The sequence below is a fragment of the Aeromonas sp. Y311-2 genome (genome assembly GCF_027706025.1).
Classification (GTDB): domain Bacteria; phylum Pseudomonadota; class Gammaproteobacteria; order Enterobacterales; family Aeromonadaceae; genus Aeromonas; species Aeromonas veronii.
Window position 1 is genome coordinate 85238 of the sequence record NZ_JAPDCL010000011.1, and the last position, 24586, is coordinate 109823.

Below are 24586 nucleotides of genomic sequence, written 5' to 3' on the forward strand. Positions count from 1 at the left end.
ATTCCTTAGGCGAGGCCAAACACGCCAAACATCAGGGTGGAGACAGTGGCAATGGTCAGACCGACTGCAGTTTCGTAAGGGATAAGTTTCAGGCGCTCCCCCACCCCCATGTGGACGCTGCCACCGGTGGCGTGGAAGAAGGAGCCGTGGGGCATGTGGTCAAACACGGTGGCACCGGCATGGATCATCGCCGCCCCGGCCAGACTGCTGATCCCCAGTTCAATAAGGGTGGAGCTGAATACGTTGGAGGCCACCACGGTACCGGCGGTAGTCGAGGCGGTTGCCAGCGACATCAGGGCACCGGAGATAGGCGCCAGCAGGTAAGAAGGCAGACCGGAGGCGGTCAGGCCGCTGATCAGCACATCTTTCAGGCCGGAGTTGGCAATGATGCCCGCTAGGGTACCGGTACCCAGCAGCATGATGGCAACCGGCGCCATACGGGCGAGGCCGGAGACCGCAAACTGGTTCACCTTGCTGAATTTACCCATCATCAGGGCACCAACCAGACCACCGAGGGGCAGTGCAATCAGCGGATCCACCACGATACCGGCGACCGGCCGCAGGGCCAGCAGCAGGATGGCGACCAGCGGCGCGCTGATGGCGGCGGCAAAGCCCGGCAACTTGGCACCGGCAAAGCTCACCACTTCATCAGCAGCAACCTTGCTGCCCTTGTTGTTCAGCCGCTTGGCCAGCCAGTAGGCCATCACCAGACCGAACAGACCCGGAATGATGCCCGCAGCCATAACTGAGGTCAGGGGCAGATGGAAGGCATCAGCCGCGGCAATGGCGTTGGGGTTGGGGGACATGACGTTACCCGCCTTGCCGCCGCCGATCATCGCCAGCAGGATGGCCGCCTTGGAGAGGTCGGCACGGCGGGCAATGGCCAGCGCGATGGGGGCGACCGTGATAACGGCCACATCCACGAATACGCCGACCGCAGTCAGGATCAGAGTCGCCAGCGCCAGTGCCAGCAGGGCGCGGGTTTCACCCAGCTTCTTGACGATGGTCTCGGCGATAGTGGTGGCCGCACCCGATTCGATCAGCACGCCCGCCAGTACACCGGCCGCCAGGATCCGCATCACAGCTGTGGTGATCCCCTGGGCACCGCCGATCATCAGGGCGACGGTCTGGGTCAGATCGGCACCGCCAATCAGGCCACCGGCAAGGGCACCCACGATCATGCCGTAAGCGGGCGGCACCTTCTTCAAAATGAGGATGATGGCGATGGAGAGCGCCGCGATGGCGCCAAGGGCTGTAACCGGGATCATGACGGACACCTTCAATGGGAGTGAATGGCCGCCATTATGGAGATCTGCAATCAGAATGCTTTGGCTTACAAACCAAAAATTGCGTCATGTAAAAGTGATTTTTTGTCTAAATTTACAATCACAAGTCGAGATTAAGGCCGAGATAGAGCAAAAATTTGTCGTCTAACTTGTTGAAATTCAATCCAGTTATCTGCTCTATACGCCCCAGCCGATAGCGCAGGGTATTGGGGTGAATGAACAGGGCTTCGGCACAGCGATGCAGATCACAATCCTGCAAGAAATAGTGGCGCAGGGTCTTCTGCAGCGCCCCTTTGCCATCTTCCCGGGCCAGTTTCTGCAGCGGTGTGCGCAGCTGATCCGCCTGCCAGGAGTCCGCCAGACTGCCGAGCAGCACCGGCAAACGGTAGTCCTCAAAGAAGTAGACCTGTTTGCGCGGCGCCTGCCGCATGCCACGGCGCAGGGTATCTCGCGCCGTCTGGTAAGAGCGCGCCAGCCCGTCGATCCCGGCGAAGTAATCGCCCACCGCGATATGCACCTTGAAGTGGGGAATGCGGGCCAGCAACTGCTTGATCCGGCTGCGCTCCTGCGCCGATTGCCAGACGCCATCACTCAATTGTGCCGGTTTGAGCACCACTATCTCGTCGAGCCCGTTGATGGCGACCAGATTGTCCCGCTCCGGGTTCTCCAGCTGATGAACCAGCTCTCGCAGACGCGCCGGATCCGCCTCCTCCAGCGCCAGCACGGCCACCACCCGAGGCTGGGCCAACTCCAGTCCGAGAAAGCGGGCCGCCTGCTGCAATTGATCGACTCGCCCCTCGCCCCGAATGAGCTGCAACACCAGCTCCTCTTTGTGGCGCTTGTCCCACTGCAACTGCTCGGTGAGCGCCGCCTGCTCCAGGATCAGTTCGGCGGTCATTCGCACCAGCTCGGCGTAAGCACGCACTTCCTCCGGATCGCCGGAGATGCCGATCACCCCGATCAGCTCCCCCTGATAGGAGATGGGTAAATTGATGCCGGGTCGCACCCCTTTGAGCTGCAGGGCAGTCGCTTCGCTGATCTCCACCACCCGGTTTTCGGTCAATGCCAGCACGGCCCCTTCGTGGCGCTGATGGATCCGCTCCGGATTGCCGGACGCAATGATGAGGCCATGTTCGTCCATCACGTTGACCGAAAAGGAGAGGATCTTCATCGCCCGTGCGACGATCTGGCGGGCAAGGTTATCGTTTAGCTGCATAACATCTCCGGACAAGGGGCTGATCTGGCTACGTCACCACGAGGCGATTCAGGGCACATGGGCGCAAAGATGCCACATCATCAAGACAAGCGAGAGGGGGATCGCTAGAATAGGCCACTTTACCCGATGTGTGCCCCGCCATGGAGCAGGAATTGCGTGCTTGCACCCGCCTGCCCGTGCTGGCCCATCCCTCCGATCTGGACTGTGCTATGGATTATGAATTTCGCCGCGACCCGTTTGGTGGCTATCGCGCCCGGTTCTCCATGGGCCATGAAGCCATCGGTCAGTGGCTGATCGACGAGGTTGGCAAGGATGAGGAGAAGCTCGACGAGCTCTTCTCCATCATTGATCAGCTCTCCAACCGCACCCGAGTCGAATACCGGCTCAACGGCGGTGACTACTCCCTGCTGCTGACCCATGAAGAGGCGGAGGTGAAAGCCAACGCCCTCAATATCGAGCTGGGTGAGGATCTTGACGATCTCGCCTACTACGATGATGAACAGCTGGCCATGTGCGGGCTGGAAGATTTTGCCCAGGTGCTCGGCTCCTGGCGCGCCTTTATCCGTAACGAGGATATGGGCTGATTGACCCAATGTCGGATTACTATGTCGGGCAAACGTGCCCTTTTGCCTAACTCAACAGGATTGACTATGTCTATTTACGATTTTGATGACGAACTGCCGGAAGACGAAGAACAGGAATCCACCAAGAAAGCGGCTGCACCTGCCAAGAAGAAAGGCAAGCAGGTGATGAACACTCAGGTCAACCTGAGCCCGCGCGATGCCAGCCGTCTGAACGGCATGCACGTTGAAGCGATCGCCACGCTGGACGACGTCAGCCTGCCGAAGAACGTCATCTTCAAGGCTGGCCTGATCGCCCTGGGCGAACTGGAAGCCGGCAAGCGCGCCGATATCATCGCCCGCGTCATCGCCGAATCAGGCCGCTAATCGCCCCTGAAGGTATAAAGAAAGCCGGAGCCACTGCTCCGGCTTTTTGTTTTCCGGCCGTGCACTCTCAACGGCAATCGATCCCCTTTCCGGCTCGGGAGATCAGTTGGTCATAGCGACCATCGGCAAGGGCGGCAGCCAGGGCATGATTGAAGCGCTCAAGCAGGTTGGCGGCCTCCGGATACTGCCGTGAAATGATCAGATAAAAAGTGTCGCTCTGACGAAAGTGGGGCAATGCCTGCAGATGGCAGGGGTCGCCAAACAGCTGACGGCTGGCATCCCGGGTCACCGTCTCGTTCATCGGCAGCAGATCGATCCGTTTGCGATCCAGCAGTTGCAGACATTGTGCCAGTGTCTTGGGACGCTGCAGATCCAGCCCGAAACGCTTGATCACCCCGTCGGCATGGCTGGTGCTCCACCCCAGCGGAATGCAGACTCGCAACCCTTGCCAGCGGCCAGCCTGAATGGCCTCGCTCCCCCGATAGGTGTACCAGGAGAGGCGATCTATATGAATGGGAGCGCTGTAGTGGAAAAGCTTGGCCCGCTCGGCTGTCCAGGCGTATGGGAAGGTGGCCGCCACCAACCCATTGCGGGTCAACTGATAGCCGCGAGGCCAGGGCAGGTAGTCGACCTGGAGCTCTCGATACCCGGCCTCTTGCAGCAGGGTCGTCACTAGCCGGGTGCTCTCGCCGCCGTCAGGCAGTGCCTTGCCGGTATAGGGGGTGAACTCACCGGTCACCAGCAGCAAGGGTGCGGCCTGCAGCCAGACACACCAACAACACAACAACCACAGACAGTGCTTCATCAGCTGCTCTCCCTTTACCCTGTTGATGAGTATAGAGAAGGGATCCGACCACCTCCTGCGCGGTTGTCCTGCTGACGCCCACTTGTTAAGGTTGCCGCCTGCCTCGATCAAGGAGATCCAATGTTACCCCTTCCCGACTCATTCATCTGGGGCGCGCTGGCGCTGGCCGTGCAGCTTGCCCTCTTCCGCCAGCGTCTTCCCGCCTTGGCCCTGCTGGGACTCTCCCTGCTGCTGGCACTGTGGCTTGAGCGAATGACGCTACCCGCCCTGCTGGTCTCGGTCGCAGGATTACTGCTGGCGTGGCGTACGCCAACCCTCCCCGCCCGCCGGGCGATGGCGGCCAGAGTGGTGCTGATCCTCTGGGCGATTGCACTGACCCTGCACCTGATCCCCGGCTTCAACAATCTCAAGGTGCTGGATCAGGCGCTGGCAGGCCCCGCCAGCGTGCCGTTCAACATGTATCTGAACCTCGACAAACCGCTGCTGCTCTTTGGCTTGCTGCTGGCCTGCCCGATGCTGCTGGGCAAGGGGGGCGCAATCCGCTGGCGCCCGCTGGCCCTGTTACTGCTGCCGCTGGGAGCCCTGCTGGTCATCGCCTGGCAGTTGGGGGCACTGAAACCGGAAGTGGGTCTGCCCCACTGGTGGTGGCTGTTTGCCCTCAACAATCTGCTGTTCACCTGCGTGGCGGAAGAAGCGCTGTTTCGTGGAGCTATCCAGCAGGGGTTGACCGAGCGTTACCGCCCCTGGATTGGCATCGTCGTGGCTGCGCTACTGTTCGGCGCCATCCACCTGCCCGGTGGCCCACTGCTGGCGCTGTTTGCGACCCTGGCAGGCTGCTGCTATGGCCTGGCATTCCAGCTCAGCGGGCGACTCTCCGTGGCCATCCTGATCCACTTCGCCTTCAACTTCGCCCATCTGGCGCTCTTCACCTACCCGCTGGCCCACCGCTAACTCCTGAAGTGAAGGCGCCTGACACGGGCGCCTTCCCTCTCTCTTTAAGCGTGCTGCCTCGCTCGCTTTACACCTCCAAAAAGCTCCAAACAAAACCAATTCATTTACTTGTAACCAAAATGTAAACAAACTGACCTCTGCATTCGCCATAACAGTCACTTTCCATTGCCCTGCAACCAAAAGGATCCTGTGATGCAGAAAACCCTCAGTTATGCCGCCCTGCTGCTGGTCAGCCAGTTCCCGCAACTGGCACTGGCCGATACCGATGTCTACCTCACCAACAACAGTCCTGAACCGCTCCAGATCGACATCCGCCAAAGCGGCAGCGGCCAGCTGCAACCCGGCAGTCAGTGGCTGCAGCACCGCACCGAGCTGGGCCCATGGGAGAGTGCCATGGTACTCAGCTTCAATCGCTATGAGGGGGTAAAAGCGGGCAAGAGCTATCTGTTCGAAACCCGCGTGAGCACAGCGGGTGGCGACGTCTATCGGCTCAATCAGCTGATGGAGGGAACCTGGTGGAACACCACCTTGCAGCACGGTGGCGAAACGCCGACCGGCGCATCCGGCTGGCAAAACGATCGGGTTATCCACCGCGTTGCGGGGCCACAAGAGCTGGCATTTGCCGCCAAGTTCACCGGCCGCTACGACGATCTGCACTATATGATCACGCCCCCCCAAAAACGGGAGCAACCGGAACCGGCAGAAAATAGGCTCAAGGTGGCCAGCTACAACGTCTGGGCGCTGCCTGTGATCGCCTCCAGCATCGGCGAGCGGTTGACCTTGCTGCCTGATTATCTCAAGGGTTATGACGCCCTGCTGCTGCAAGAGGTATTCGATGGCCGCCGCGAGGGCTTTTTACAGGCGCTGGCGAAAGAGTACCCCTACCAGACCAAAGTACTCGACAAGCCCGGGGTCAACATTCATGACGGCGGCGTGGTGATCGTCAGCCGCTATCCCATAGTGCGGGAGGCCCAGCTGGTCTATCCCCAATGCACCGGTACCGACTGCTTCGCCGACAAGGGGGTGATGTACGCCGAGGTGATCAAGGGGGGCAAGGCGTGGCACCTGTTCGCCACCCACACCGCCAGCTTCGACACCGACGAGGCGCGCAAGCTGCGCCAGATCCAGTTCGGTCAGATCCGCTCTCTGGCAGCCAGCCTCAAGATCCCGACCACGGACACCGTCATCTACGGCGGCGACTTCAACGTCAACAAGCGCAAGTTTGCCGATGACTACGCCAACATGCTGGCCAATCTGAACGCCCATGAACCCGCCTATGGCGGCTACACCGAAGCCACTTTCGATCCCAGGATCAACCCCTATGCCGGTGGCCCGCTCTCCGGTGGCGCCAACGTCGAGTATCTGGACTATCTGGTAGTGAGTCGGGAGTACGGCAGCGCCAGCCACAACCTCAACACGGTCTGGATCCCGCGCAGCAGCGATGGCAGCCTCTGGCCCGCCAGCAACCTCTCAGACCACTTCCCGGTCAAGGGAGAGATCAGCCGATGACTCGCCGTTACGGGATACTGGCACTGGCTATCCTGACCCTTTTGCTGGTGAATCTGGGCTGGCAGGAAGAGCAGTCCCCGCTATCGCCAGAACGGTCGGCAACGCCCTCTCTGGCCAATATGCAGTTGCCAGCAGAACCGGGGAGCCCGCCTCCCCGCATGCCAAACGCTGAGGGGATAGATGGCAAAAGCAAAGAAGTGCCCAGCAGCTGGCAGGCGATGCCGGATGAACTGATCAACCAGCTTGCCAGCGAGATCAGCGACAGCGAGTTGCCGCTGGCGCAGCATGTGAGCAATCTGGAAGCAACAGAGGCCGGGTGGCTGAGCGAGGGGGAGAGTCTGATCCGGTTACAGGGGCGCTATGCCATGGCGCTGGATCAGTTGGCGCAGGAGAGCGAGCAGTTGCCGCTGGCCGAGCGGCTGGACGCCCTCAGCCGCTTGCAGGATCGGTGGGCGGCGGATCATCCGGATCTGGCGGTGGATCTGTTGAACCCGGATGCCCGCCTGCAGCAAGCCCGTCAGCTGTGGGGAGATGAGGAGCTGGCCACCCAGGCCCATCACTTCCTGCCCGCAGAGAAGGCCGAAGCCACGCTGGCATTTGCCGAGGCGCGCCAGCAGCAGCTCGATCAACGCAGCCGCTACCAGCGAGAGCTGGCCGAGCTGGAGCAGCAACTGGCGATCAGCCAACAGCAGATGGATCCTGCGCTGTGGCAACAACACAAGGAGGAGGTGTTGAGCCAGTGGCGTCGTGACTTCTTCGCGCGGGAGCAAGGCAAACCCTGAGGTCAGCGCTTGCCCTTGAACTGCTTGACGCTGCGTTTGGCCTGAGTGCGGCGATTGGCCTGCTTGTCACGAGGGGGGCGCTTGCCCTCCCCGCTGGCAGGCTGGTCGGTAACCGGGAATCCAGCCAGATCGCCCAACGGCAGCTCGCGGCCGGTCAGGGTGCGGATAGCTTGCAGCATGTCACTCTCGCCATGACAAACCAGCGAGATGGCCAGCCCCTCGCGGCCAGCCCGGGCGGTACGACCGATGCGGTGTACATAGACGGGGGCGCTGGCGGGCAAGTCCAGATTGATCACCACCGGCAGCGCCTCCACATGGATGCCACGCGCCATCAGGTCGGTGGCCACCAGCACCCGAATTTTGCCCTCTTTGAAATCGCCGAGCGCCTGCTCGCGCACCACCTGCTCCTTCTCGCCATGGAGGGCGGCCACCGCAATGCCCGCCTTGGCCAGCTTTCTGGCCACCCCGTCGGCATCATCCCGCGCACTGATAAAGACCAGCACCTGCGGCCATGCCTGCTCCTTGAGCAGGCTGATGAGCGCCGGCACCTTGCTGCTCTTGTTGACCAGATAGAGCCGCTCTTCGATCTCGTTCACCACGCTGTTAAGGGGGTTTGCCTCGATACGGTTAGGATCGCGCAGCAGGCCGTTGGCCAGCGCCTCCAGCTCGGCAGGCAAGGTGGCGGAGAAGAGCAGGGTCTGGCGATCTGCAGGAATAAAGCCGAGCAGCGCCTTGATGTCGGGAGCAAAGCCCATCTCCAGCAGGCGATCCGCCTCATCCAGCACCAAGAGTTGCAAACCATCCAGCCCCAGCAACTGTTGGGTCAGCAGATCCCGCAACCGACCCGGCGTGGCGACCAGCAGCTGTGGCCCCTGCGCCAGTTCATCCTGTTGCCGCTCCTGCGCAACGCCCCCACACAACGTCACGATGCGCAGCCCCAGCGCCTCGGCGCCCTCTTTTAGCGCGGCAGAGACCTGAATCGCCAGCTCGCGGGTCGGCACCAGCACCAGACCCTGCACCTGACTGGAGGCAGGATCCAGCCGTTGCAGCAGCGGCAAGCCAAACGCCAGCGTCTTGCCGCTGCCGGTCTGGGCCAGCGCCAGCAGATCCTGCCCCGCCAGCGCCGCTGGAATGGCAAGCTGCTGGATGCGGGTTGGCGTCTGCAAGGTGACGGGCAAAGAGGCAAGCAGAGCGGGATGGAGGGCAAGTTCGCTAAAGGTCATGGCGCTACGTCAACAAAGAAGTGGGAGGCGAAGTCTAGTGAGCGGGGGCCGAGAAGTAAAACCCTATCCATGATGGCCTGGCCGAGGGGGCTGGCGACGGGCTGACTACACTTTAGCTGACCCATCACCAAGAGAGACACGCCATGACCAGACACATCCCCCTTCTGCTGCTCGTGGTCACCCTGCTCGGCAGCGCGACTCTCGGCCTGTCGCAGACTCCGGAGAACGACGCCGCCCCCGAGCCGCCTAAACCGGTGCGCATCCTCAATGCCCACCTTGGCGAGCTGCCGGGGCTGATCAATGCCGACAAGACAGGCCCCTTTGTCGACCTGGTGCACGCCATCGATGACCTCTACCCCGATGTAACCATCAAGATCACCATCTACCCCATCGCCCGTGCCATGGCTGGGGTGATCTCCGGCAAGGCTGATCTGGGGCTGCCCGCCATCCGCAACCTCAAGGATATCGATATGCTGGCTTATCGTTTCAGTACTCGCAGTTTTGGCAAGGTTGCCCATGTGATTTACAGCAATACCAGTTATCCAGTCACCACGGATATGGCCTACGGCATAGTGCCCACCAAACGGGATCTGCTAATCGAGGCGGTTCCCGACTATATGCCCTTCCCGGTGCAGCGCTCGATGAGTATCGAGCAGTCACTGCGCAAGCTCTCACGCGGCCGTATCGACGCCTTTGTCTGGGCGCAAGAGGAGGCCGACCTGATGCTCAAGCAGCTGGGGCTGACCAATATCAGGCGAGAATTTTTCGGAGATTTCGAGGATGTCTTCATCATCCAGAAAGGGGCTGCAGTTGATGAGATGGACGAATTTCTCCGCCAAGCCATTGATCAGCTGGCTGCCACCGGCAAACTGGCCGAGATTTACGAGAAGATCCACCGCCCCTATGTGGAGTGGCAACCCTCCCCAGCCGCCAAGGCTGAACCGGCAACCACCCTGCCCGCTACGCCCTGAACGGACAATTCCCGCATAAAAAAATCCCGCCGAAGCGGGATTTTTTTATGGCTTGCAGCCTTACAGCACGGTCAGCGCCGCAGCGTAGTTCGGCTCGTCGGCCACTTCGGCGACCAGCTCGCTGTGCAGCACCTTGTTGTCACCATCCAGCACCACGATGGCGCGAGCGGTCAGACCGACCAGCGGGCCGGAAGAGAAGGCAACGCCGTAATCTTCCATAAAGGCCGCACCGCGCAAGGTGGAGAGAGTCACTACCTTGTCCAGACCTTCGGCGCCGCAGAAGCGGGACTGGGCGAACGGCAGATCGGCGGAGATGCACAGTACAACTGTGTTCTCCAGCGCGCTGGCCTGCTCGTTGAACTTGCGCACAGAGGTCGCGCAGGTTGGGGTATCGACGCTCGGGAAGATGTTCAGGATTTTGCGCTGACCGGCAAAGCTTGCCAGGGTCACGTCGGAGAGATCCTTGGCCACCAGAGAGAAGGGCTTGGCTTGCTCACCGGCGACCGGGAAGTGACCAGCGACGGAAACCGGGTTGCCTTGCAGAGTGACTGAGTTGCTCATGTGTTATGTCCTTTATTGGTGTAGTAAAAATCCGGGTGATCAGTATAGGGGCGGCGAGACCAGACAAACACCCGCGAAGACAAGGGATATAAAGGGGTTGACCTTGGACTTAACACCAAGGTTTAGACTCCTTCTCGGTAATCAGGGATCTCGCAGGGGCGGGATCCATCAAGAGGGACTCATCATGAGCAAATCCTGCTGCAATCATCAGCACGCCGCCCCCATCAAGGCCGTCAGCAAGGCGGCCCCCGGCCAGAGTGAGCATAACCACGATAGCCACTGCTGCGACAACACCACGCCCGTCAGTTGCTGTTCAACCCAGACGCCTCATGAGCACGCATCCCGTGACTGCAATGAATCCCCCGGGGATGAAGAGCCTCCCCGAGGAAGCTGTCACGATCAAGCGTGCTGCAGCGCCTCCTTATCACCAGCTCACGATCATAAGCATGGGCATGGGCATGGGCATGAGCACGATATCCCCCCTGCCGATCCGCTGGTTGCGCCAGTGCAAGGCAACAGCCGCCACAGCTGGCAGGTGTTGGGGATGGATTGCCCCAGCTGCGCCCGCAAGATCGAGACCGCCGTCAGCCGGGTGAGCGGCGTGCAGCAGGCCCGCGTGCTGTTTGCCACCGAGAAGCTGGTGGTGGATCTGGCCCCCGGCCTCTCCCCCGATCCCGTCACCGCCGCCGTGCTGGCCGCCGGTTTCCAGCTCAAGGGGGAAAGCGCTGACAAGCAGGCTGCTGGCCGCGAGCAAGCTTCACAACAGCCCCTGCTGGGCAATCTATTCGGTAACTTTTTGGGCAAATATTGGCAGCCCCTGTCACTGGCCAGTCTGATGCTGGTCGCCGCCCTGCTGCCGAGAGAGTTCGGTCAGCCGCTCTTCACCTTGGCAACCCTCTGGGGTCTGTGGCCTATCTCCCGCAAGGCGTGGGCGCTGACCAAAAGCGGCTCCCCCTTCGCCATCGAGACCCTGATGACGGTCGCCGCCGTGGGGGCCCTGTTCCTCGGCGAAACCGCCGAAGCGGCCATGGTGCTGCTGCTCTTTATGCTGGGTGAACATCTGGAGGCCTACGCCGCCGGACGCGCCCGTGCCGGGGTCACAGCCCTGATGGCGCTGGTGCCTGACAAGGCGCTGCGCATCCGTACCACTGCCGAGGGCGAGGTGCGGGAAGAGGTCGCCGCCGATCAGCTGCGTCCCGGCGACATTATCGAAATCGCCCCGGGTGCCCGTCTACCTGCCGACGCCCGCCTGCTCGATGAACTCGGTGCGTTTGACGAGAGCGCCCTGACCGGTGAGTCTATTCCGGTGGAACGCCGTCAGGGTGACAAGGTGCCAGCCGGCAGTCTGGCTGCAGATCGAGTGCTGCGCCTTGAAGTCGTCTCCGAGCCCGGCAACAACGCCATCGACCGCATTCTGCACCTCATCGAGGAGGCCGAAAGCCAGCGCGCGCCCATCGAGCGCTTTATCGACCGCTTCAGCCGCTGGTACACCCCGGCCATGATGCTGATCGCCCTGCTGGTCGTCATTATTCCACCGCTCGCCTTTGGCCAGAGCTGGGATGAGTGGATCTATCGTGGCCTAGCACTGCTGCTCATTGGTTGCCCCTGCGCGCTGGTCATCTCCACCCCGGCAGCGGTCACCTCGGCGCTGGCCGCCGCAACCCGTCAGGGGGCGCTGATCAAGGGGGGGGCCGCACTGGAGCGACTGGCCCATATCGATACAGTCGCCTTTGACAAGACCGGCACCCTGACGCTGGGCAAGCCGCAGCTGACCGAGCTGGTCAGCCTCAATGGCCAGCCGGAAACCGAACTGCTGGCACTGGCGGCTGCCATCGAGCAGGGTTCACACCACCCGCTGGCCCGCGCCGTGGTCGCCAACGCGACCGAACAGGGGCTGACGCTGGCGGAGGCCCGCGACCTGCGCGCACTGCCGGGCATGGGGGTTGAGGGACGCATCAACGGTGAACTGTGGCAACTGCTGGCACCGAGCCGGGTGGCGGCCCTGAATATGGAACAGCAGACCCGGATTGCTTCGCTGGAGCGGCAGGGCAAGACCGTTGTGATGCTCTGCCAGAGCAGCGATGCTAAGGCGTTGCCGGTTGCCCTGCTGGCGCTGCGGGATCAGATCCGGCCGGAGGCGGCAGCCGCGCTGCAAGAGCTCAACCGACTCGGGCTCAACAGCATCATGTTAACCGGGGATAACCCCCGTGCCGCCGAGGCGATCGCCACCGAGCTGGGCATGGGCTGGCGTGCCGGTCTGCTGCCGGAGAACAAGGTAGAAGAGATCGCCAAGCTGGCCAGCACTCGGAAGGTTGCCATGATCGGCGATGGTATCAACGATGCCCCTGCCATGAAGCGGGCCAGTATCGGCATCGCCATGGGGGGCGGCACTGATGTGGCGCTGGAGACCGCCGATGCGGCGCTGACCCACAACCAGCTCGGTGGCATCGCCGCCATGATCCGGCTGTCGCGGGCGGCACTGGCCAATATTCACCAGAATATTGCGCTGGCGCTGGGGCTTAAAGCCATCTTCTTGGTCACCAGCCTGCTCGGCATCACCGGCCTGTGGATTGCGGTGCTGGCCGATACCGGCGCCACCGCGCTGGTGACCGCCAACGCCTTGCGGCTGCTGCGCAAGCGTTAAGCCAGCCAATGGCATCCCAGCCAAAAGCCGTCCCCAAACCGGGACGGCTTTTCTTTTTCCTCTCACGGCACCCCGTAAAAGAAAAAGCGCGCCTGCCGGTCGGCAGTCGCGCTTTGCTTACTCTCTCGGAGTTATCCCACCCTTGGCAAGGTGGAATTCAACCCGGGGGCGCCGAGCCATCCCCCGGACTCAATGGCTTGCTTACTTGACGCTGCACTCCTGAATGACGGCAGTACCCGCCTTGACGCCAGCCGGGTCAACCTTCACCAGCACACTCCACAGCCCCTGCGGCAGGGTGATGCTGTTATTGGCACTGCCACCCTTGGAGAAGGCGAACGAATAGCCGGTTTCAGCGTTCACCGCGCCACCACCGTTGAGCAGATACTCCTTGCTCCAGTCCTCGTTGGCCACCTTGAACTCGGTGTTGCCGGTGTAGTTGAAGGCCGCCTGGTAGATGGCAAGATCACCGTCCATCCCCTTGTAGCTCAGCTGGTACTGGGGCTGGGCATTCCAGCCTGAAAGCTCACCCTTGACGAACAAGTTGTAGCCGAGCGGATTGCCCGCCACCGTATCCAGCACCTTGCAGCTCTGCACCGGCTCGGTGAAGCTGACGCTCAGGGTGGGCTTGTCCTTGTTCATGGCGGTAAACACGAACTTGTAGCTGCCCGCCTTGGCCAGATCGACACCGATATTGCCGGTATCCCCACCCTTGCAAAGGGTCAGCGGAGTGCCGACCACCAGCTTGTCACCAGCGTTGCAACTGCCGTAGTTAATGCTCCAGCCAGAGTCCGCCACCTTCAATTTGGTGTTACCAAGCTGCTCCGCCGTCACTTCTGCGCTGAACTCGTACATGAAGTTACTGGTAAATGTCAGCGGATTCTTGTCGCCAAAACTGGGGTCCAAGAAGCCCTTCAGATAAACATCGGTGTTGCCAAACGGTGGCAGGGTGCTCAGGTCGGTCTTCTTGCTGACCGGCAGGCCCGCGCCCTGTGCACCAGACTGCGGCTTGACGAACACGGCGGCAGACCAGGCCCCCAGCGTCAGCTGGCCGTTATCATAGGCGGCGCCGCTGGCGATGCTGTCGACAGCGCGATGCTTGCTGCTTAGCACCATACCGCTCAAATCGATCGGCTGATCGTTGCCATCACGGAAGTCGCCGATGCTCTGGCTCTGGTTGCTGGCGTTGATCATCACCACCAGACCGTCGATGGCCGGATCCAGATCCGCCCCGGCACTGACGCCATCATCCACCGTCATGACGATAAGGCCGGGCTCCTGATCCGGGCCGGTATTGCGGAAGTCGACCCGCTTGATCACCTCGGCACCGCTGCCCAGACGCAGCAGGCGGGAGGAGTTGCGCAGCTCCGCCAGCTCCTGATAGAAGCTCACCATCTGCGCCATCTCGGCCGAGCCCGGCTTGGCATGCTTGCCGAGCACCTGCTCGATCAGCGGATAGTTGTCGCCATCCTTGTCCTTGCGCGGCAACCCCTTGTCGAAGTTGTTGTCGCCCAGGGTGTAGTCGACCTTGTTGTACCAGTCGCCCGAGTCATAGCTGTCCCGCTCCATGGATTTGGATCGCAGCAGCTCGACACCGGCGTGGGTGAAGGGAATGCCCTGCCCCAGCATGGCAGTCGCCAGCGAGACCCCCTGCATCCGCACCAGATCGGCTCCGGCAGGCGCCTTGTAGATCAGGTTGTCGAACAGGGTCTGATTGTCGTGCTTGTCGACATAGTTCTGCACTTCCACCGGGTCTTGGGCATAACCGGCAGGCTGACCGTTGTAGTCGATCTCGGCCCCCTTCTTCGGCATGCCATCCTTGTCGGTCAGCACGAACTCCTTGAGGTTACCCGCCATGCCGAGCCGTACCAGATCGGACTGGTGCAAGGCCGTTGCCAGCTCCACCTTGCTCATTTCGTTAGGATCGACGAAAGTACCGTTGCCAAAGCCCTGGGTCTTGCGAATGGTATCGCCACCGTCGAACGGACTGCCGCCGCGCACCGCATCGCGCAAGCGGTCCGAGAAGGAGCCGATACCGGTGCCGCCCAGATGCTTCTGGGTAGCCTGCACGAAGCGCTTATCATCCTGCACTTCGCCGAAGTTCCACCCCTCGCCGTAGAAGTACATCTCGGGATTGACCTTCTTCACCGCGGCCAGCGCCTGAACCATCTGATCTTTCGGATGGTGGCCCATCAGGTCGAAGCGGAAGGCGTCGATCTTGTAGTCGCGCGCCCAAGTGACCAGAGAGTCATCCATCAGCTTGGCGAACATGGCGTGTTCCGGCGCCGTGTTGGAGCAGCAGGTGGAGTTCTCCACCGAGCCGGTCTCCGGATTGAGGCGCTGATAGTACCAGGGCACTATCTTGTCGAGCACCGACTTGGGGCCGAGCCCGGATTCGTTGGTGTGGTTGTAGACCACGTCCATCACCACGTTCATGCCGATGTTCTGCTTGATGGCCTTGACCATCTCGCGGAACTCCAGAATACGTTTGGTGCCCTCGGCGTTGGTGGCGTAGGAGCCTTCCGGCGTGGTGTAGTGGTAGGGATCATAACCCCAGTTGAAGGAGTCGACGCCGCGCAGGTAACCGGAAAGCTCCTGCACCTGCGGATTATCCTTGCTGTCGCCCCCTTGCAGGTCGGCCAGCACATCTCCCACGGTCTGACCGCCACCGCAATAGCCGCCAAATTTGGATGTTTTCACATCCGGATTGACCTGACAGAGCTTGCTGAAGTCATCGCCGAGATTGGCCACCTTGGCCGGATCCTCGTTGACGGTAGCGATATCGAACACCGGCAGCAGATGCAGGTGGCTGACGCCGCTTTTTGCCAGCGCTTTCAGATGGTTGACCGGTACAGAGTCAGGCTGGGTCAGGCCGACAAACTTGCCGCGCTTCTCTTCATCGGTGGAGGCATCGTTGCCGGTCAGGTCGCGAACATGGGCCTCATAGATGGTGATATCGGCGGGGTTCTGCTGGCTGTGTGGCGCCTTGAGGCTGTCCCATCCTTCCGGTTTCAGGGTCGGATCGTCGAGATCCACTACCTGACTGAACTCGGAGTTCATCGCCAGACTCAGGGAGTAGGGATCGGTCACCTCGTAGCGCTCAAGCTTGCGACTCAGCGGATGGTAGACCTCCATGTCGTAGCGGTAGAACTGGCCGATCAGCTCGCTGCCCCCCTCGTAGCTCCAGCTGCCGCTGGCGCTGTCGAAGGTCATGGCCACTTCACCACTCTTCTGGTGGCTGGCGTTGTAGAGGGCCAGCTTGACCGACTTGGCGGTCGGCGCCCAGAGGCGGAAGGTCACCCGGTTACCCTCTACCACGGCGCCATAGCTCAGCTTGGTCGCCTCGGGAGCATAAAGCGCATCGAGGGCGCCGGCGCTCTGCACCAGGGTCGCCCCCTGCAGGATACCGTCGGCATCGGTGCCGATAGCCACCAGCTCACCCTTGAGCAGGGGCTTGAGATCTTTACCGGCAGGCAGGGCAAAAGCGGCTGCATCCTTGAGATGCGGATATTTGGCCTGCTGCTCGGCAGTCAGAGTGGTCGCGGTCAGGCTGATATAGGGGAAATCGAACACCCCATCGGCATTGGCCTTGATGGTGCCCGAGTCGGTGTAATAGAGGCGAACGTGGGGCTTATCCTTGCCCCCTTGCCAGATCAGGGTATTGCCATCGATAAGATGAGCGCTGGCCCCCGCCACGCCAAAGGCGGCGGTAAAGGCTTCGCCACGGCTGCCAAACAGATCTTTCTTGCCCGCGACGATGGCCACGGTGCGATCCGGATGCTCACTGAAGCTTACCTTCATATCGCTGCCGGTCAGGTTGGCCAGATCGCCGTTGCGAGCGATAAAGTTGATGCACCCTTCCACATTTTTGAGCGGCACGACCCAGGCCGGACCAAAGCTGTCGGCAGTAGCAGGTGTCTTGCTCTTGTCATCCCACCCGGTATTCAGGCCACTATCAGCCGTTGCCTTGCAGGCGTCGTTATTCCAAAGATGCAGGCTGTGGCGGTCAAACGGTGCCTTGGCCCCCTTGGCTGCCGCCTGGGTATCCACCAGCGCAATGACCACCTGATTTTCGCCGGCGACCAGCAACTCTTTCGGGGGATCCATCTTGGGCAGACGAGCGACAGGCCCATCAGTGACTTCAGGTGTAGGCGGTGTAGGGGGGACGGGGTTCACACCGGAGGCATCAGAGCTGTTGTCATTACAGCCAGACAAAAGCGCGAGCAGTGAGGCTGTTACCAGCGCCACTTTGGTCTTTTTCATATCCATATTTTTATAATTCCCGCTGTAGTTAGTCTCGATAGTCGAGCACCCGGTCATTGCCAGGCGGTGCCATATTAATCAGCAGCAATCGATTCAAATGTGAGCAGAAAGGCAAAAAAACCATCCAGTTTCAACAAGATAACGTTTTCAGACTGAAACTTCGATCCGGCTCACAGACCTCGCAGCCATTTGGCCTCATATCTGGAAAACGGCAGTCACGGGGTCAGAAAAGCAATGTCTGATCAAGTGGATAGACAAGGAGTAAACAATGAAACGGATTGAAGAGCAGGCAAGACGACTCGATCAGGAATATCAGGCGATCGGGCAGCTGTTCGACCAGTTTTGCCAGCAGGCGGGCGCCCTGGCCGAGCAGTATCACTTCTTCAACTGGCCCGATTATGAAGACTCGCCCCCGCTGAGCCGCGCCTTCACCCTGCTGGGGGAACCCCGCGAGCTGCGGCTGCGCTGTCAGCCCGGCGAGCGCTCCGCCCTCAATGGCCTGATCCAGGTGGTCTCGGAGGATGGCACCATAGATGCCAGCCTCGGGTTTCGCGCCGATGGTCAGCTGCTGCTGGAGTCCGGCAAACTGCTGGACAACCCGCCACAACTGCTGCTCAAGCTGCTGCTCGGCGCTGTGTGGCAACACAAGCCCCAGGATGAAATCACCGGGCAGCCGCACTGACATCAGAGTGCCAACGGCACTGAAACCAAGGGGGCCAACGGCCCCCGTTATTTATCCTGTTCGCTGGCGATCTCGATGGTCACATGCACCAGCTCTTCATGGATCGCCAGCCGCTCGCGGATCTGCTGCGCCGGTAGCGGATTGACCATCAGCAAAGAGAGCACGCAGGCATACTGCTGCTGCCCTACCCGCCAAACGTGGAGATCACGGATCTCGGCATCCGGCAGCTCGGCAATCACCTCGCGGATCTCCGCCACCAGCGGAGTATCCATCTCGGCATCCAGCAACACCCGACCGGAGTCGCGCAGCAGCCCCCAGGCCCATACCGCGACCAGCCCGGCACCCACTATGCCCATCAGCGGATCCAGCCAGTCGGCCCCCCACAACATACCCCCAGTCAGCGCCAGAATCGCCAGCACGGAAGTGGCCGCATCCGCCAACACGTGGATATAGGCGGCGCGCAGGTTGAGATCCTGATGACCGTGGTGATCGTCATGGTCATGATGATGATCGTGGTCGTGATGCTCATGATGGTGGTCATGCCCATGGTGATGGTGGCCGTGATCATCCTTGAGCAGCCAGGCACAGGCGAGGTTTACCAGCAGCCCCACCAGCGCGATAGCGATCGCCTGTTGATAGTGGATCGGGCTGGGATCGAGCAGCCGTAACACCGACTCGAACAGCATCAACCCGGCCACTCCCACCAGCAACAGGGCACTGGTGAAGCCACCCAGCACCTCGATCTTCCAGGTGCCGAAGCTGAATCTGTAGTCGCGGGCGAAGTGGCGGGCGGCGCGGTATGCCAGCACCGAGAGACCGAGCGCCAGCGCGTGGGAGCTCATGTGCCAACCGTCGGCCAGCAGCGCCATGGAGTTGTAGAACCAGCCGCCGCCAATCTCCGCCACCATCATGATGACGGTCAGCAATACGGCCCAGCGGGTCTTCTGTTCGGCCAGCGGATTGCCCTCGTGGATGACGGGTTGATGGCAGTGTGATTGAGCGAGGGATGACATGGATTTCTCCTGAGAGCGATGATGCAATATACTATACCCCAGTATAGTTTTATTGATCGAGAGGATCCGTCATGTCCCACACCATTCACGACAAAAAGAAGCTGCTGGCACGGGTGCGCCGCATCAAGGGACAGGCCGGTGCGCTGGAGAGCGCGCTGGAGCAGGAGAGCGACTGCACCGCCATTTTGCAGCAGATCGCCGCCATCCGCGGCGCCGTCAACGGCCTGATGCTGGAGGTGCTGGAGGGGCATATGCGCGAGCATCTCGGCGCCCCCGATGCCACCCCGGCCGAGCGGCTGGAGGATCTGGATCAGGTGGTCAGCGTCCTGCGATCCTATTTGAAGTAAGCAGGATGGCGGCGCCATCCCTTCAGGCTCGACCAGCGTCGGGCTTGAGCCACCGCCAGCTTTGCGCCATGATGTCCAGCCCGGCTGACCGCCGGTTTTACTGGACAGTCAATTTCAAGGATCCCCCATGTTTGAACACGTCGATGCCTATGCTGGCGACCCCATACTGACGCTAGTCGAGACCTTCCACAAAGACACCCGCGAGCAGAAGGTGAACCTGGGGATCGGCCTCTATTACGACGAGCAGGGCCGCATTCCGCTGTTGCCGTCGGTGCAGCAGGCCGAAGCCCAGCGCGCCGCCGCCCCTGCCCCGCGCCCCTACCAGCCGATGGAAGGCGCCGCCAACTACCGCACCGCAGTGCAACACCTGCTGTTTGGTGCCGACCATGAAGCGGTCAAGGCGGGACGTATCGCCACTATCCAGACCATCGGTGGCTCCGGCGCACTGAAGATTGGCGCCGACCTGCTCAAGCGCTACTTCCCGACCTCCGAGGTGTGGGTCAGCAATCCCACCTGGGACAACCACAAGGCGATGTTCGAGGGAGCCGGCATCAAGGTGCATGACTACCCCTACTACGATGCGGCCACCGGTGGTGTGCAGTTCGATGCCATGATCGACTGCCTGAGCACCCTGCCGGCCAAGAGCATCGTGCTGCTGCACCCCTGCTGCCACAACCCGACCGGGGTGGATCTCTCCCGCGCCCAGTGGGATCGGGTGATCGCGCTGGTGGTCGAGAAGAACCTGATCCCCTTTATGGATATTGCCTATCAGGGCTTCGGTGACGGACTGGAAGAGGATGCCTATGCCATCCGCGCCATGGTGGTCGCCGGGGTCAGCTTCTTCGTCAGCAACTCGTTTTCCAAGAACCTCTCCTTCTACGGCGAGCGCTGTGGCGGCCTGTCAGTCATCTGCCAGGATGCCGAAGAGGCGGGCCGGGTGCTGGGCCAGATGAAGGCCACCGTGCGCCGCAACTACTCAAGCCCTCCTACTCACGGTGGCCAGATCACTGCGGCAGTGATGAGCCAGCCCGAACTGCACGCCATGTGGGTCGATGAAGTGACCGAGATGCGCACCCGCATCAAGGCGATGCGCCAGAAGTTGTTCGAGGTGTTGAGCGCCAAAGTGCCAGGCCGAGATTTCAGCTACTTCATCAACCAGCGCGGCATGTTCAGCTACACCGGCTTCACCCCGGAGCAGGTAGATCGCCTGCGCGAGGAGTTCGCCGTCTATCTGGTGCGCTCCGGCCGTATGTGCGTGGCGGGCCTCAACAGCCGCAACGTCGACTACGTAGCCGACGCCATGGCGGCGGTGCTCAAGGGCTAATCCGCATCAGCCCCGCTTTGGCGGGGCTTTTTTGTCTGTTGCGTTCGCAGTCACCTCTTGAGGCGTCTGCTCACCCTCCCCCTGCTGTGAGAGAATGTCAGCAGGTCACGCTGAATCTCCCTGATTCCAAGCCTGTTTATCTTCATCAATTTCAGGAGCCACTATGGATCTGATCGCTCTCTCTAGGCTGGGAGGTCGCCATCTGGTCACCCTGCACCTGCTGCTCGACAACCAGAGCGTCACCCGCACCGCCGAGCGGCTCTGCACCACACCTTCCACCGTCAGCAAAACCCTCAACCAACTGCGGGATCTGCTGGGGGATCAACTGCTCTACCGTCAGGGAAACCAGCTGCTGCTCACCCCCATGGCCGAGCGACTGGCTCCCACCCTGCATCGACTACTGGGGGAGCTGAACGGCCTCACTCGCCAGAATGCCTTCAACCCCCAACAGTGGCAGGGCAGCTTGCGGCTGGGATTGCGCGAGAGCGTGATGACCTGGCCGGTGGGCCACATTCTGGGTCAGCTGATGAAAGAGGTGCCGGGCATGGTGCCGGAGATCTGGAACAAGGATGAGCAGGGGCTGGAGGCGCTGGCAGCGGGCAAACTCGACTTCGTGATCCTGCCCCATGACCAGAGCCAGCCGTTGCCGCGCCAGCCCGGGCTGGTGTGGGAGACCCTGCGGGAAGAGAAACTGGTCTGCCTGCTGCGCAAAGACCACCCCGCGCTGGCCAAGCCCTGGGATCTCGATGCCTACCTGAGCTGGCGCCATATCGCCATTCGGGATCAGGAGCTGGCCAACCCCTTCTTCGAGCAGAGCCTGGCCCAGCAGCAGGTGCGTCGCCAGATTGGCGCCACCCTGCCCGATTTTGCCAGCGCGGCGGCCCTGCTGCCCCAGACCGATCTGATCCTCACCGCCATCGGTGGCTGGGCGGCCTGCATGGCCAGTCAGCCGGATCTGGTGATGCGTCCGGCACCGTTCGATTACGGCAAGGTGAGTCACAGTCTGGTCTGGTATGGCCCGGCCGGTGATGGCTCGGCCCGCCACTGGTTCCGCCAGCGGATCCTGCAACTGGGTCGCGAATTGATTGAGCCCTGAGCCGGACGACAACGAGCAGAGATTGATGTTTCACCGCGGCGAAACATCAAGGGCAATAAGGGATTAGGGACGTTTGGTATAGATGGGGCTGGGGAAGGAGGCGACGTTGCTGCCCAGATCCGTGATGCGGGCAGCCCCCTGCTTTTTCACCTGATCGATGCGCAGCACCTGATGCATGGGAATAAGGGTCTGGCGCACATCGGCAAATTCGCTCTTGAGCTTCTCGTGACTGGGATCGACGATAAGCGCCGTATGGTTATCCCAGACAAAATCGGCAATCTCGATAAAACCGAACAGCTGGCCCTGATTGACTTCGCGCACATACACTTCGTAGCGCTCGCTGTGGCAAATAAACTGAACCCGATATAACGCCTTGCTTTCACTCATGATTATCTGTCATTGAGGGGTAAGAAGATGGCCATTATTCTAGCCGCCGTTCTCGCCCCCTCCAATAGACAGAAATCACAGTTGCGGCCTTTCCATGCCGCACCTCACGCCATGACGGTCACCGGATGACGCAGCCACTCAGCCCATCAAGGCAGGCAGTGAGACCGGCCCCAATCCCGCTGCACGCAAACGGCTGGCCAGCTGTTTCAGCTCGGTTTGGTGAGCCTCTGGCCATTGCGCCGCCTCCCCCCGCACCCCGTGGTGGCGAAAGCCGTTGAGGCGAATGGGCACAGGCCCCAGCCGCTGCAAGAAGGCGGCGAGATCCGCGTCAAGCTCACCATTCATATCAAGAAAATCGCTCTTGCCCGGCACATGGAGCAGCCGCAGTTCGGTCAGCTTGCCGTGGCGTGCCAGCAGTTGCAGCGATCCCAGCACCCGCTCGCGACCATAGCCGGTCAGGGTGTGATGCACCGAGTCACGCCACCCCTTGAGATCGAGCAGGGCGCCGTCGAGCACCGGCAGCAGCCGCTGCCAGCCGGTTTCGGCCAGAGAACCGTTGCTGTCGAGCAGGCAAGTGAGATGGGTCAGATCCGGCGCGGCCTTGATGGCGGCAAACAGCGCAACCACGAAGGGGAGCTGGGTGGTCGCCTCACCACCGGAGACGGTAATTCCGCTCAGCAGTGGGCCGTAGCGGCGCAACAGGGCCAGCACGTCGTCCACCGTCATGGTTGTGGTCTTGGGATTGGCACTGCGCGGACAGACATCCAGACAGGCATCGCAATCGGTACAGAGCGCCTCCTGCCAATGAACCTTGCCCTCGCTCATGGTGAGGGCGCCGCTCGGGCAGACCGCAAGGCAGTCACCGCAATCGTCGCACAGCCCTATGGTGTGCGGGTTGTGGCAGCCGGGGCAGCGAAAGTTGCAACCCTGCAGAAACAGCACCAGCCGGTTGCCCGGCCCGTCGACACAGGAAAACGGCAGCACCCTGCTCACCAGAGCGCTGCGTGTTGGCAAGACATCAGCCATCGGTGCGAACTCAATACTCGCCGATGGTCGATTCGTGGGCGACCACTCGCGGTGCCCGCTGACGAATGGCGGTCACTTCACTCGCCTCGGCACCGAGACAGGTGGTCTGCAAGCGTGACCCCTCCTCTGCGAAGCGGGCCACGTCGCTCTTGCGGATCATGTAGCCGGTCACCCGCACCAGATCGCTGTCGGCCACGTTGGCGGTGAACTCGCGCATGCCGATGGCGAGCGCCCCCTTGCAAAGCTGCAGCAGCGCCTGCGGGTTCTGGCGGATGGTGGGATCCAGCGTGAGGATCTCGCTGATCCCCGAATGGTAATAAGTGTGGTGCGGTGCCAGCGCCAGCACATGGCTGGCGGGATCCGGCTCCTGCCCGTAGGGAATGCGCACCCCGGGGGTAACAGCCACATCGATGCTGAGGCCACCTTGCGAATGCAACAAAGCGCGGCCACCCCAGGCATGGGTCTGCGGGGTCGTGGTCACATAGGCGGAGAGCTGGGCCGAGATGCGATAGCCAAGCTGGTTCGCCTCCTCGCCGTGACCATAACGATCCGGCAGATTCTCTTTATCCATCAGGATATTGACCGCTTCCGCCATGCCGTAGATGCCGAACATGGGGACAAAGCGATCCTCATCCAGCAGCCCCTCTTTCACTAGGAAGCTGTCGAAGAAACCGGACTCCTCGTGCAGGAAAGCGGCCCGAGCTTCGATCAGCTGGGAGGCCAAGCGGCAGTAGTGGGGCAGCAGGCAGCCGAGGAAGTCATCGATCCCCTGACACTGCTCGGCGACCCGCTTGAGGGAGATGCGCACCAGGGTGTTGGCACCACCCGCCTGCGGCAGGGCGTTGTAGCAGCTGACGATACCAAAACCACGAGTGTCGAAGGTGTCGCGGTGGATCGGGTAGTTGGCGATGTGCGGCTTGCTGCACTCGGCGATGTTCTTCACCGCCTGCAGCAGCAGGCTGTCCGGGGTCTGCTCCGGATCGTGGAAGAAGGTGAGGTTCGGCGCCACCTGCTTGAGCTCGTTGTCGATGCGCAGGATCAGGCGGCAGATCCGGTTGTCATCCGGCCCGATGTTGACGTGCATGAAGGCGTCCGGCAGCACCCTGTCCAGATAGACCCAGAACCCCTTCAGCTTGCGATAGAGGGTCTCGTCATCCAGTTCGCCGACAAACGGCAACAGCAGATGGTCGAGCCGCCCCAGCCAGACCGGCATGCCGGTGACGGAGGGGACATGGTGATAGAGGATGCGCAGGGCGTTGAGCGCCTCGTCGAAATCCTGCGGCGCCGCCAGCTCCAGCCAGGCAGAGCCCTGACTCAGAAATTTTTCATAGTCCGGCAGCACATAACGCGGCTTGTAGGGGGCGTGCCCTTCGAACATGTCGCAGATAAATCCCTGCGCCATCGCCTCGGCGACTGCGGCAGGCAGGTCGGGGTAGGGCAACGCATTCTCGGCGGCCAGCGCCAGCGCGTGGCTCTTCTGGGCGGCGGAGAGATGGGGATCGCGCACGATGCGCTGACAGGTTTCGATCAAAGACATGGGACACTCCTTCACGGAC

The 24586-nt window shown here is 61.5% G+C and carries 21 protein-coding genes; 11 read left to right on the forward strand and 10 right to left on the reverse strand.

Annotated elements, in window-relative coordinates; translation table 11 throughout:
• Positions 1-5 precede the first annotated feature (5 nt).
• Positions 6-1268, reverse strand: a complete 1263-nt coding sequence (locus OKC42_RS12225; RefSeq protein WP_005340326.1) for a GntP family permease — start codon at positions 1266-1268, stop codon at positions 6-8.
• Between the two features lie 118 nt (positions 1269-1386).
• A complete protein-coding gene (locus OKC42_RS12230) occupies positions 1387-2502 on the reverse strand; it encodes a sugar diacid recognition domain-containing protein (protein ID WP_005340325.1) in 1116 nt (371 codons plus the stop codon).
• 209 nt (positions 2503-2711) lie between these two features.
• On the opposite strand from OKC42_RS12230, the gene OKC42_RS12235 reads away from it, so the two are divergent.
• Together OKC42_RS12235 and OKC42_RS12240 are read left to right on the forward strand one after the other, a co-directional pair.
• Positions 2712-3086, forward strand: coding sequence for a YacL family protein (locus OKC42_RS12235; RefSeq protein WP_031227767.1), 375 nt, complete (start codon positions 2712-2714; stop codon positions 3084-3086).
• A 66-nt stretch (positions 3087-3152) separates the two neighbouring features.
• Entirely contained in the window at positions 3153-3449 is a 297-nt protein-coding gene (locus OKC42_RS12240) for a hypothetical protein (protein WP_005348860.1), read from the forward strand.
• A 67-nt stretch (positions 3450-3516) separates the two neighbouring features.
• On the opposite strand, the gene OKC42_RS12245 is transcribed toward OKC42_RS12240, so the two are convergent.
• The gene (locus tag OKC42_RS12245; protein ID WP_270819821.1) at positions 3517-4254 is read right to left on the reverse strand and encodes a substrate-binding periplasmic protein; all 738 of its coding nucleotides are present in this window, start codon (positions 4252-4254) and stop codon (positions 3517-3519) included.
• Positions 4255-4374: 120 nt separating this feature from the next.
• Between OKC42_RS12245 and OKC42_RS12250 the strand changes: the two genes are divergently transcribed.
• The 3 genes from OKC42_RS12250 to OKC42_RS12260 all read left to right on the forward strand — a co-directional run bounded on the left by OKC42_RS12250 (position 4375) and on the right by OKC42_RS12260 (position 7496).
• Positions 4375-5205 (forward strand): CPBP family intramembrane glutamic endopeptidase, encoded by an 831-nt coding sequence (locus OKC42_RS12250; protein WP_270819823.1) that lies wholly within the window; start codon positions 4375-4377, stop codon positions 5203-5205.
• 192 nt (positions 5206-5397) lie between these two features.
• Positions 5398-6714 (forward strand): sphingomyelin phosphodiesterase, encoded by a 1317-nt coding sequence (locus OKC42_RS12255; RefSeq protein ID WP_265061584.1) that lies wholly within the window; start codon positions 5398-5400, stop codon positions 6712-6714.
• The gene (locus tag OKC42_RS12260) at positions 6711-7496 is read left to right on the forward strand and encodes a hypothetical protein (protein ID WP_270819825.1); all 786 of its coding nucleotides are present in this window, start codon (positions 6711-6713) and stop codon (positions 7494-7496) included. Before OKC42_RS12255 ends, OKC42_RS12260 begins: the two co-directional genes overlap by 4 nt.
• 2 nt (positions 7497-7498) lie before the next feature.
• Here the strand turns inward: OKC42_RS12260 and OKC42_RS12265 are convergent, their stop codons facing one another.
• On the reverse strand, positions 7499-8719 hold the full coding sequence (locus tag OKC42_RS12265; RefSeq protein WP_270819827.1) for a DEAD/DEAH box helicase: 1221 nt from the start codon (positions 8717-8719) through the stop codon (positions 7499-7501).
• 143 nt (positions 8720-8862) lie between these two features.
• Here OKC42_RS12265 and OKC42_RS12270 point away from each other — a divergent pair, with 143 nt between their 5' ends.
• Positions 8863-9690: a transporter substrate-binding domain-containing protein gene (locus tag OKC42_RS12270; RefSeq protein WP_127006990.1), complete on the forward strand. Its 828-nt coding sequence runs from the start codon at positions 8863-8865 to the stop codon at positions 9688-9690.
• A gap of 60 nt (positions 9691-9750) precedes the next feature.
• Here the strand turns inward: OKC42_RS12270 and tpx are convergent, their stop codons facing one another.
• Complete coding sequence (gene tpx / locus OKC42_RS12275) at positions 9751-10251, reverse strand: thiol peroxidase (RefSeq protein WP_270819828.1); 501 nt, start codon at positions 10249-10251, stop codon at positions 9751-9753.
• A 184-nt stretch (positions 10252-10435) separates the two neighbouring features.
• On the opposite strand from tpx, the gene OKC42_RS12280 reads away from it, so the two are divergent.
• Positions 10436-12895, forward strand: a complete 2460-nt coding sequence (locus OKC42_RS12280) for a zinc/cadmium/mercury/lead-transporting ATPase (protein ID WP_270819830.1) — start codon at positions 10436-10438, stop codon at positions 12893-12895.
• Between the two features lie 201 nt (positions 12896-13096).
• On the opposite strand, the gene pulA is transcribed toward OKC42_RS12280, so the two are convergent.
• A complete protein-coding gene (gene pulA, locus OKC42_RS12285; RefSeq protein WP_270819831.1) occupies positions 13097-17161 on the reverse strand; it encodes a pullulanase-type alpha-1,6-glucosidase in 4065 nt (1354 codons plus the stop codon).
• 262 nt (positions 17162-17423) lie between these two features.
• Between pulA and OKC42_RS12290 the strand changes: the two genes are divergently transcribed.
• Positions 17424-17837 (forward strand): hypothetical protein, encoded by a 414-nt coding sequence (locus OKC42_RS12290; RefSeq protein WP_075115984.1) that lies wholly within the window; start codon positions 17424-17426, stop codon positions 17835-17837.
• A gap of 47 nt (positions 17838-17884) precedes the next feature.
• On the opposite strand, the gene dmeF is transcribed toward OKC42_RS12290, so the two are convergent.
• Complete coding sequence (dmeF, locus tag OKC42_RS12295; protein ID WP_270819832.1) at positions 17885-18850, reverse strand: CDF family Co(II)/Ni(II) efflux transporter DmeF; 966 nt, start codon at positions 18848-18850, stop codon at positions 17885-17887.
• A 71-nt stretch (positions 18851-18921) separates the two neighbouring features.
• On the opposite strand from dmeF, the gene OKC42_RS12300 reads away from it, so the two are divergent.
• The 3 genes from OKC42_RS12300 (at position 18922) to OKC42_RS12310 (ending at position 21617) form a co-directional block, all read left to right on the forward strand.
• Positions 18922-19197, forward strand: a complete 276-nt coding sequence (locus OKC42_RS12300; protein WP_005340299.1) for a metal/formaldehyde-sensitive transcriptional repressor — start codon at positions 18922-18924, stop codon at positions 19195-19197.
• 127 nt (positions 19198-19324) lie between these two features.
• Positions 19325-20521: an amino acid aminotransferase gene (locus OKC42_RS12305; RefSeq protein WP_139432427.1), complete on the forward strand. Its 1197-nt coding sequence runs from the start codon at positions 19325-19327 to the stop codon at positions 20519-20521.
• 163 nt (positions 20522-20684) lie between these two features.
• The gene (locus tag OKC42_RS12310) at positions 20685-21617 is read left to right on the forward strand and encodes a LysR family transcriptional regulator (protein ID WP_270819836.1); all 933 of its coding nucleotides are present in this window, start codon (positions 20685-20687) and stop codon (positions 21615-21617) included.
• Positions 21618-21680: 63 nt separating this feature from the next.
• Here OKC42_RS12310 and OKC42_RS12315 read toward each other — a convergent pair whose 3' ends face one another.
• The 3 genes from OKC42_RS12315 to OKC42_RS12325 all read right to left on the reverse strand — a co-directional run bounded on the left by OKC42_RS12315 (position 21681) and on the right by OKC42_RS12325 (position 24567).
• Positions 21681-22004 carry a DUF1820 family protein gene (locus OKC42_RS12315; protein ID WP_005340296.1) on the reverse strand — a complete coding sequence of 108 codons (324 nt, stop codon included), beginning with the start codon at positions 22002-22004 and terminating at the stop codon, positions 21681-21683.
• Between the two features lie 138 nt (positions 22005-22142).
• Positions 22143-23030, reverse strand: coding sequence for a YjjW family glycine radical enzyme activase (locus OKC42_RS12320; protein WP_270819838.1), 888 nt, complete (start codon positions 23028-23030; stop codon positions 22143-22145).
• Positions 23031-23040: 10 nt separating this feature from the next.
• Positions 23041-24567: a YjjI family glycine radical enzyme gene (locus OKC42_RS12325; RefSeq protein WP_151286189.1), complete on the reverse strand. Its 1527-nt coding sequence runs from the start codon at positions 24565-24567 to the stop codon at positions 23041-23043.
• Positions 24568-24586: the final 19 nt, after the last annotated feature.

Excerpts from the sequence above, each read along its gene's own strand:
- OKC42_RS12315 (WP_005340296.1), bottom strand. The coding sequence starts at position 22,004 with ATGAGTGAAAGCAAGGCGTTATATCGGGTTCAGTTTATTTGCCACAGC.
- OKC42_RS12305 (WP_139432427.1), top strand. The coding sequence starts at position 19,325 with ATGTTTGAACACGTCGATGCCTATGCTGGCGACCCCATACTGACGCTA.
- OKC42_RS12265 (WP_270819827.1), bottom strand. The coding sequence starts at position 8,719 with ATGACCTTTAGCGAACTTGCCCTCCATCCCGCTCTGCTTGCCTCTTTG.
- OKC42_RS12310 (WP_270819836.1), top strand. The coding sequence starts at position 20,685 with ATGGATCTGATCGCTCTCTCTAGGCTGGGAGGTCGCCATCTGGTCACC.
- dmeF (WP_270819832.1), bottom strand. The coding sequence starts at position 18,850 with ATGTCATCCCTCGCTCAATCACACTGCCATCAACCCGTCATCCACGAG.
- OKC42_RS12270 (WP_127006990.1), top strand. The coding sequence starts at position 8,863 with ATGACCAGACACATCCCCCTTCTGCTGCTCGTGGTCACCCTGCTCGGC.
- OKC42_RS12320 (WP_270819838.1), bottom strand. The coding sequence starts at position 23,030 with ATGGCTGATGTCTTGCCAACACGCAGCGCTCTGGTGAGCAGGGTGCTG.
- OKC42_RS12235 (WP_031227767.1), top strand. The coding sequence starts at position 2,712 with ATGGATTATGAATTTCGCCGCGACCCGTTTGGTGGCTATCGCGCCCGG.
- OKC42_RS12260 (WP_270819825.1), top strand. The coding sequence starts at position 6,711 with ATGACTCGCCGTTACGGGATACTGGCACTGGCTATCCTGACCCTTTTG.
- OKC42_RS12280 (WP_270819830.1), top strand. The coding sequence starts at position 10,436 with ATGAGCAAATCCTGCTGCAATCATCAGCACGCCGCCCCCATCAAGGCC.
- OKC42_RS12325 (WP_151286189.1), bottom strand. The coding sequence starts at position 24,567 with ATGTCTTTGATCGAAACCTGTCAGCGCATCGTGCGCGATCCCCATCTC.
- tpx (WP_270819828.1), bottom strand. The coding sequence starts at position 10,251 with ATGAGCAACTCAGTCACTCTGCAAGGCAACCCGGTTTCCGTCGCTGGT.
- OKC42_RS12230 (WP_005340325.1), bottom strand. The coding sequence starts at position 2,502 with ATGCAGCTAAACGATAACCTTGCCCGCCAGATCGTCGCACGGGCGATG.
- OKC42_RS12245 (WP_270819821.1), bottom strand. The coding sequence starts at position 4,254 with ATGAAGCACTGTCTGTGGTTGTTGTGTTGTTGGTGTGTCTGGCTGCAG.
- OKC42_RS12290 (WP_075115984.1), top strand. The coding sequence starts at position 17,424 with ATGAAACGGATTGAAGAGCAGGCAAGACGACTCGATCAGGAATATCAG.
- OKC42_RS12255 (WP_265061584.1), top strand. The coding sequence starts at position 5,398 with ATGCAGAAAACCCTCAGTTATGCCGCCCTGCTGCTGGTCAGCCAGTTC.
- OKC42_RS12300 (WP_005340299.1), top strand. The coding sequence starts at position 18,922 with ATGTCCCACACCATTCACGACAAAAAGAAGCTGCTGGCACGGGTGCGC.
- pulA (WP_270819831.1), bottom strand. The coding sequence starts at position 17,161 with ATGGATATGAAAAAGACCAAAGTGGCGCTGGTAACAGCCTCACTGCTC.
- OKC42_RS12250 (WP_270819823.1), top strand. The coding sequence starts at position 4,375 with ATGTTACCCCTTCCCGACTCATTCATCTGGGGCGCGCTGGCGCTGGCC.
- OKC42_RS12240 (WP_005348860.1), top strand. The coding sequence starts at position 3,153 with ATGTCTATTTACGATTTTGATGACGAACTGCCGGAAGACGAAGAACAG.
- OKC42_RS12225 (WP_005340326.1), bottom strand. The coding sequence starts at position 1,268 with ATGATCCCGGTTACAGCCCTTGGCGCCATCGCGGCGCTCTCCATCGCC.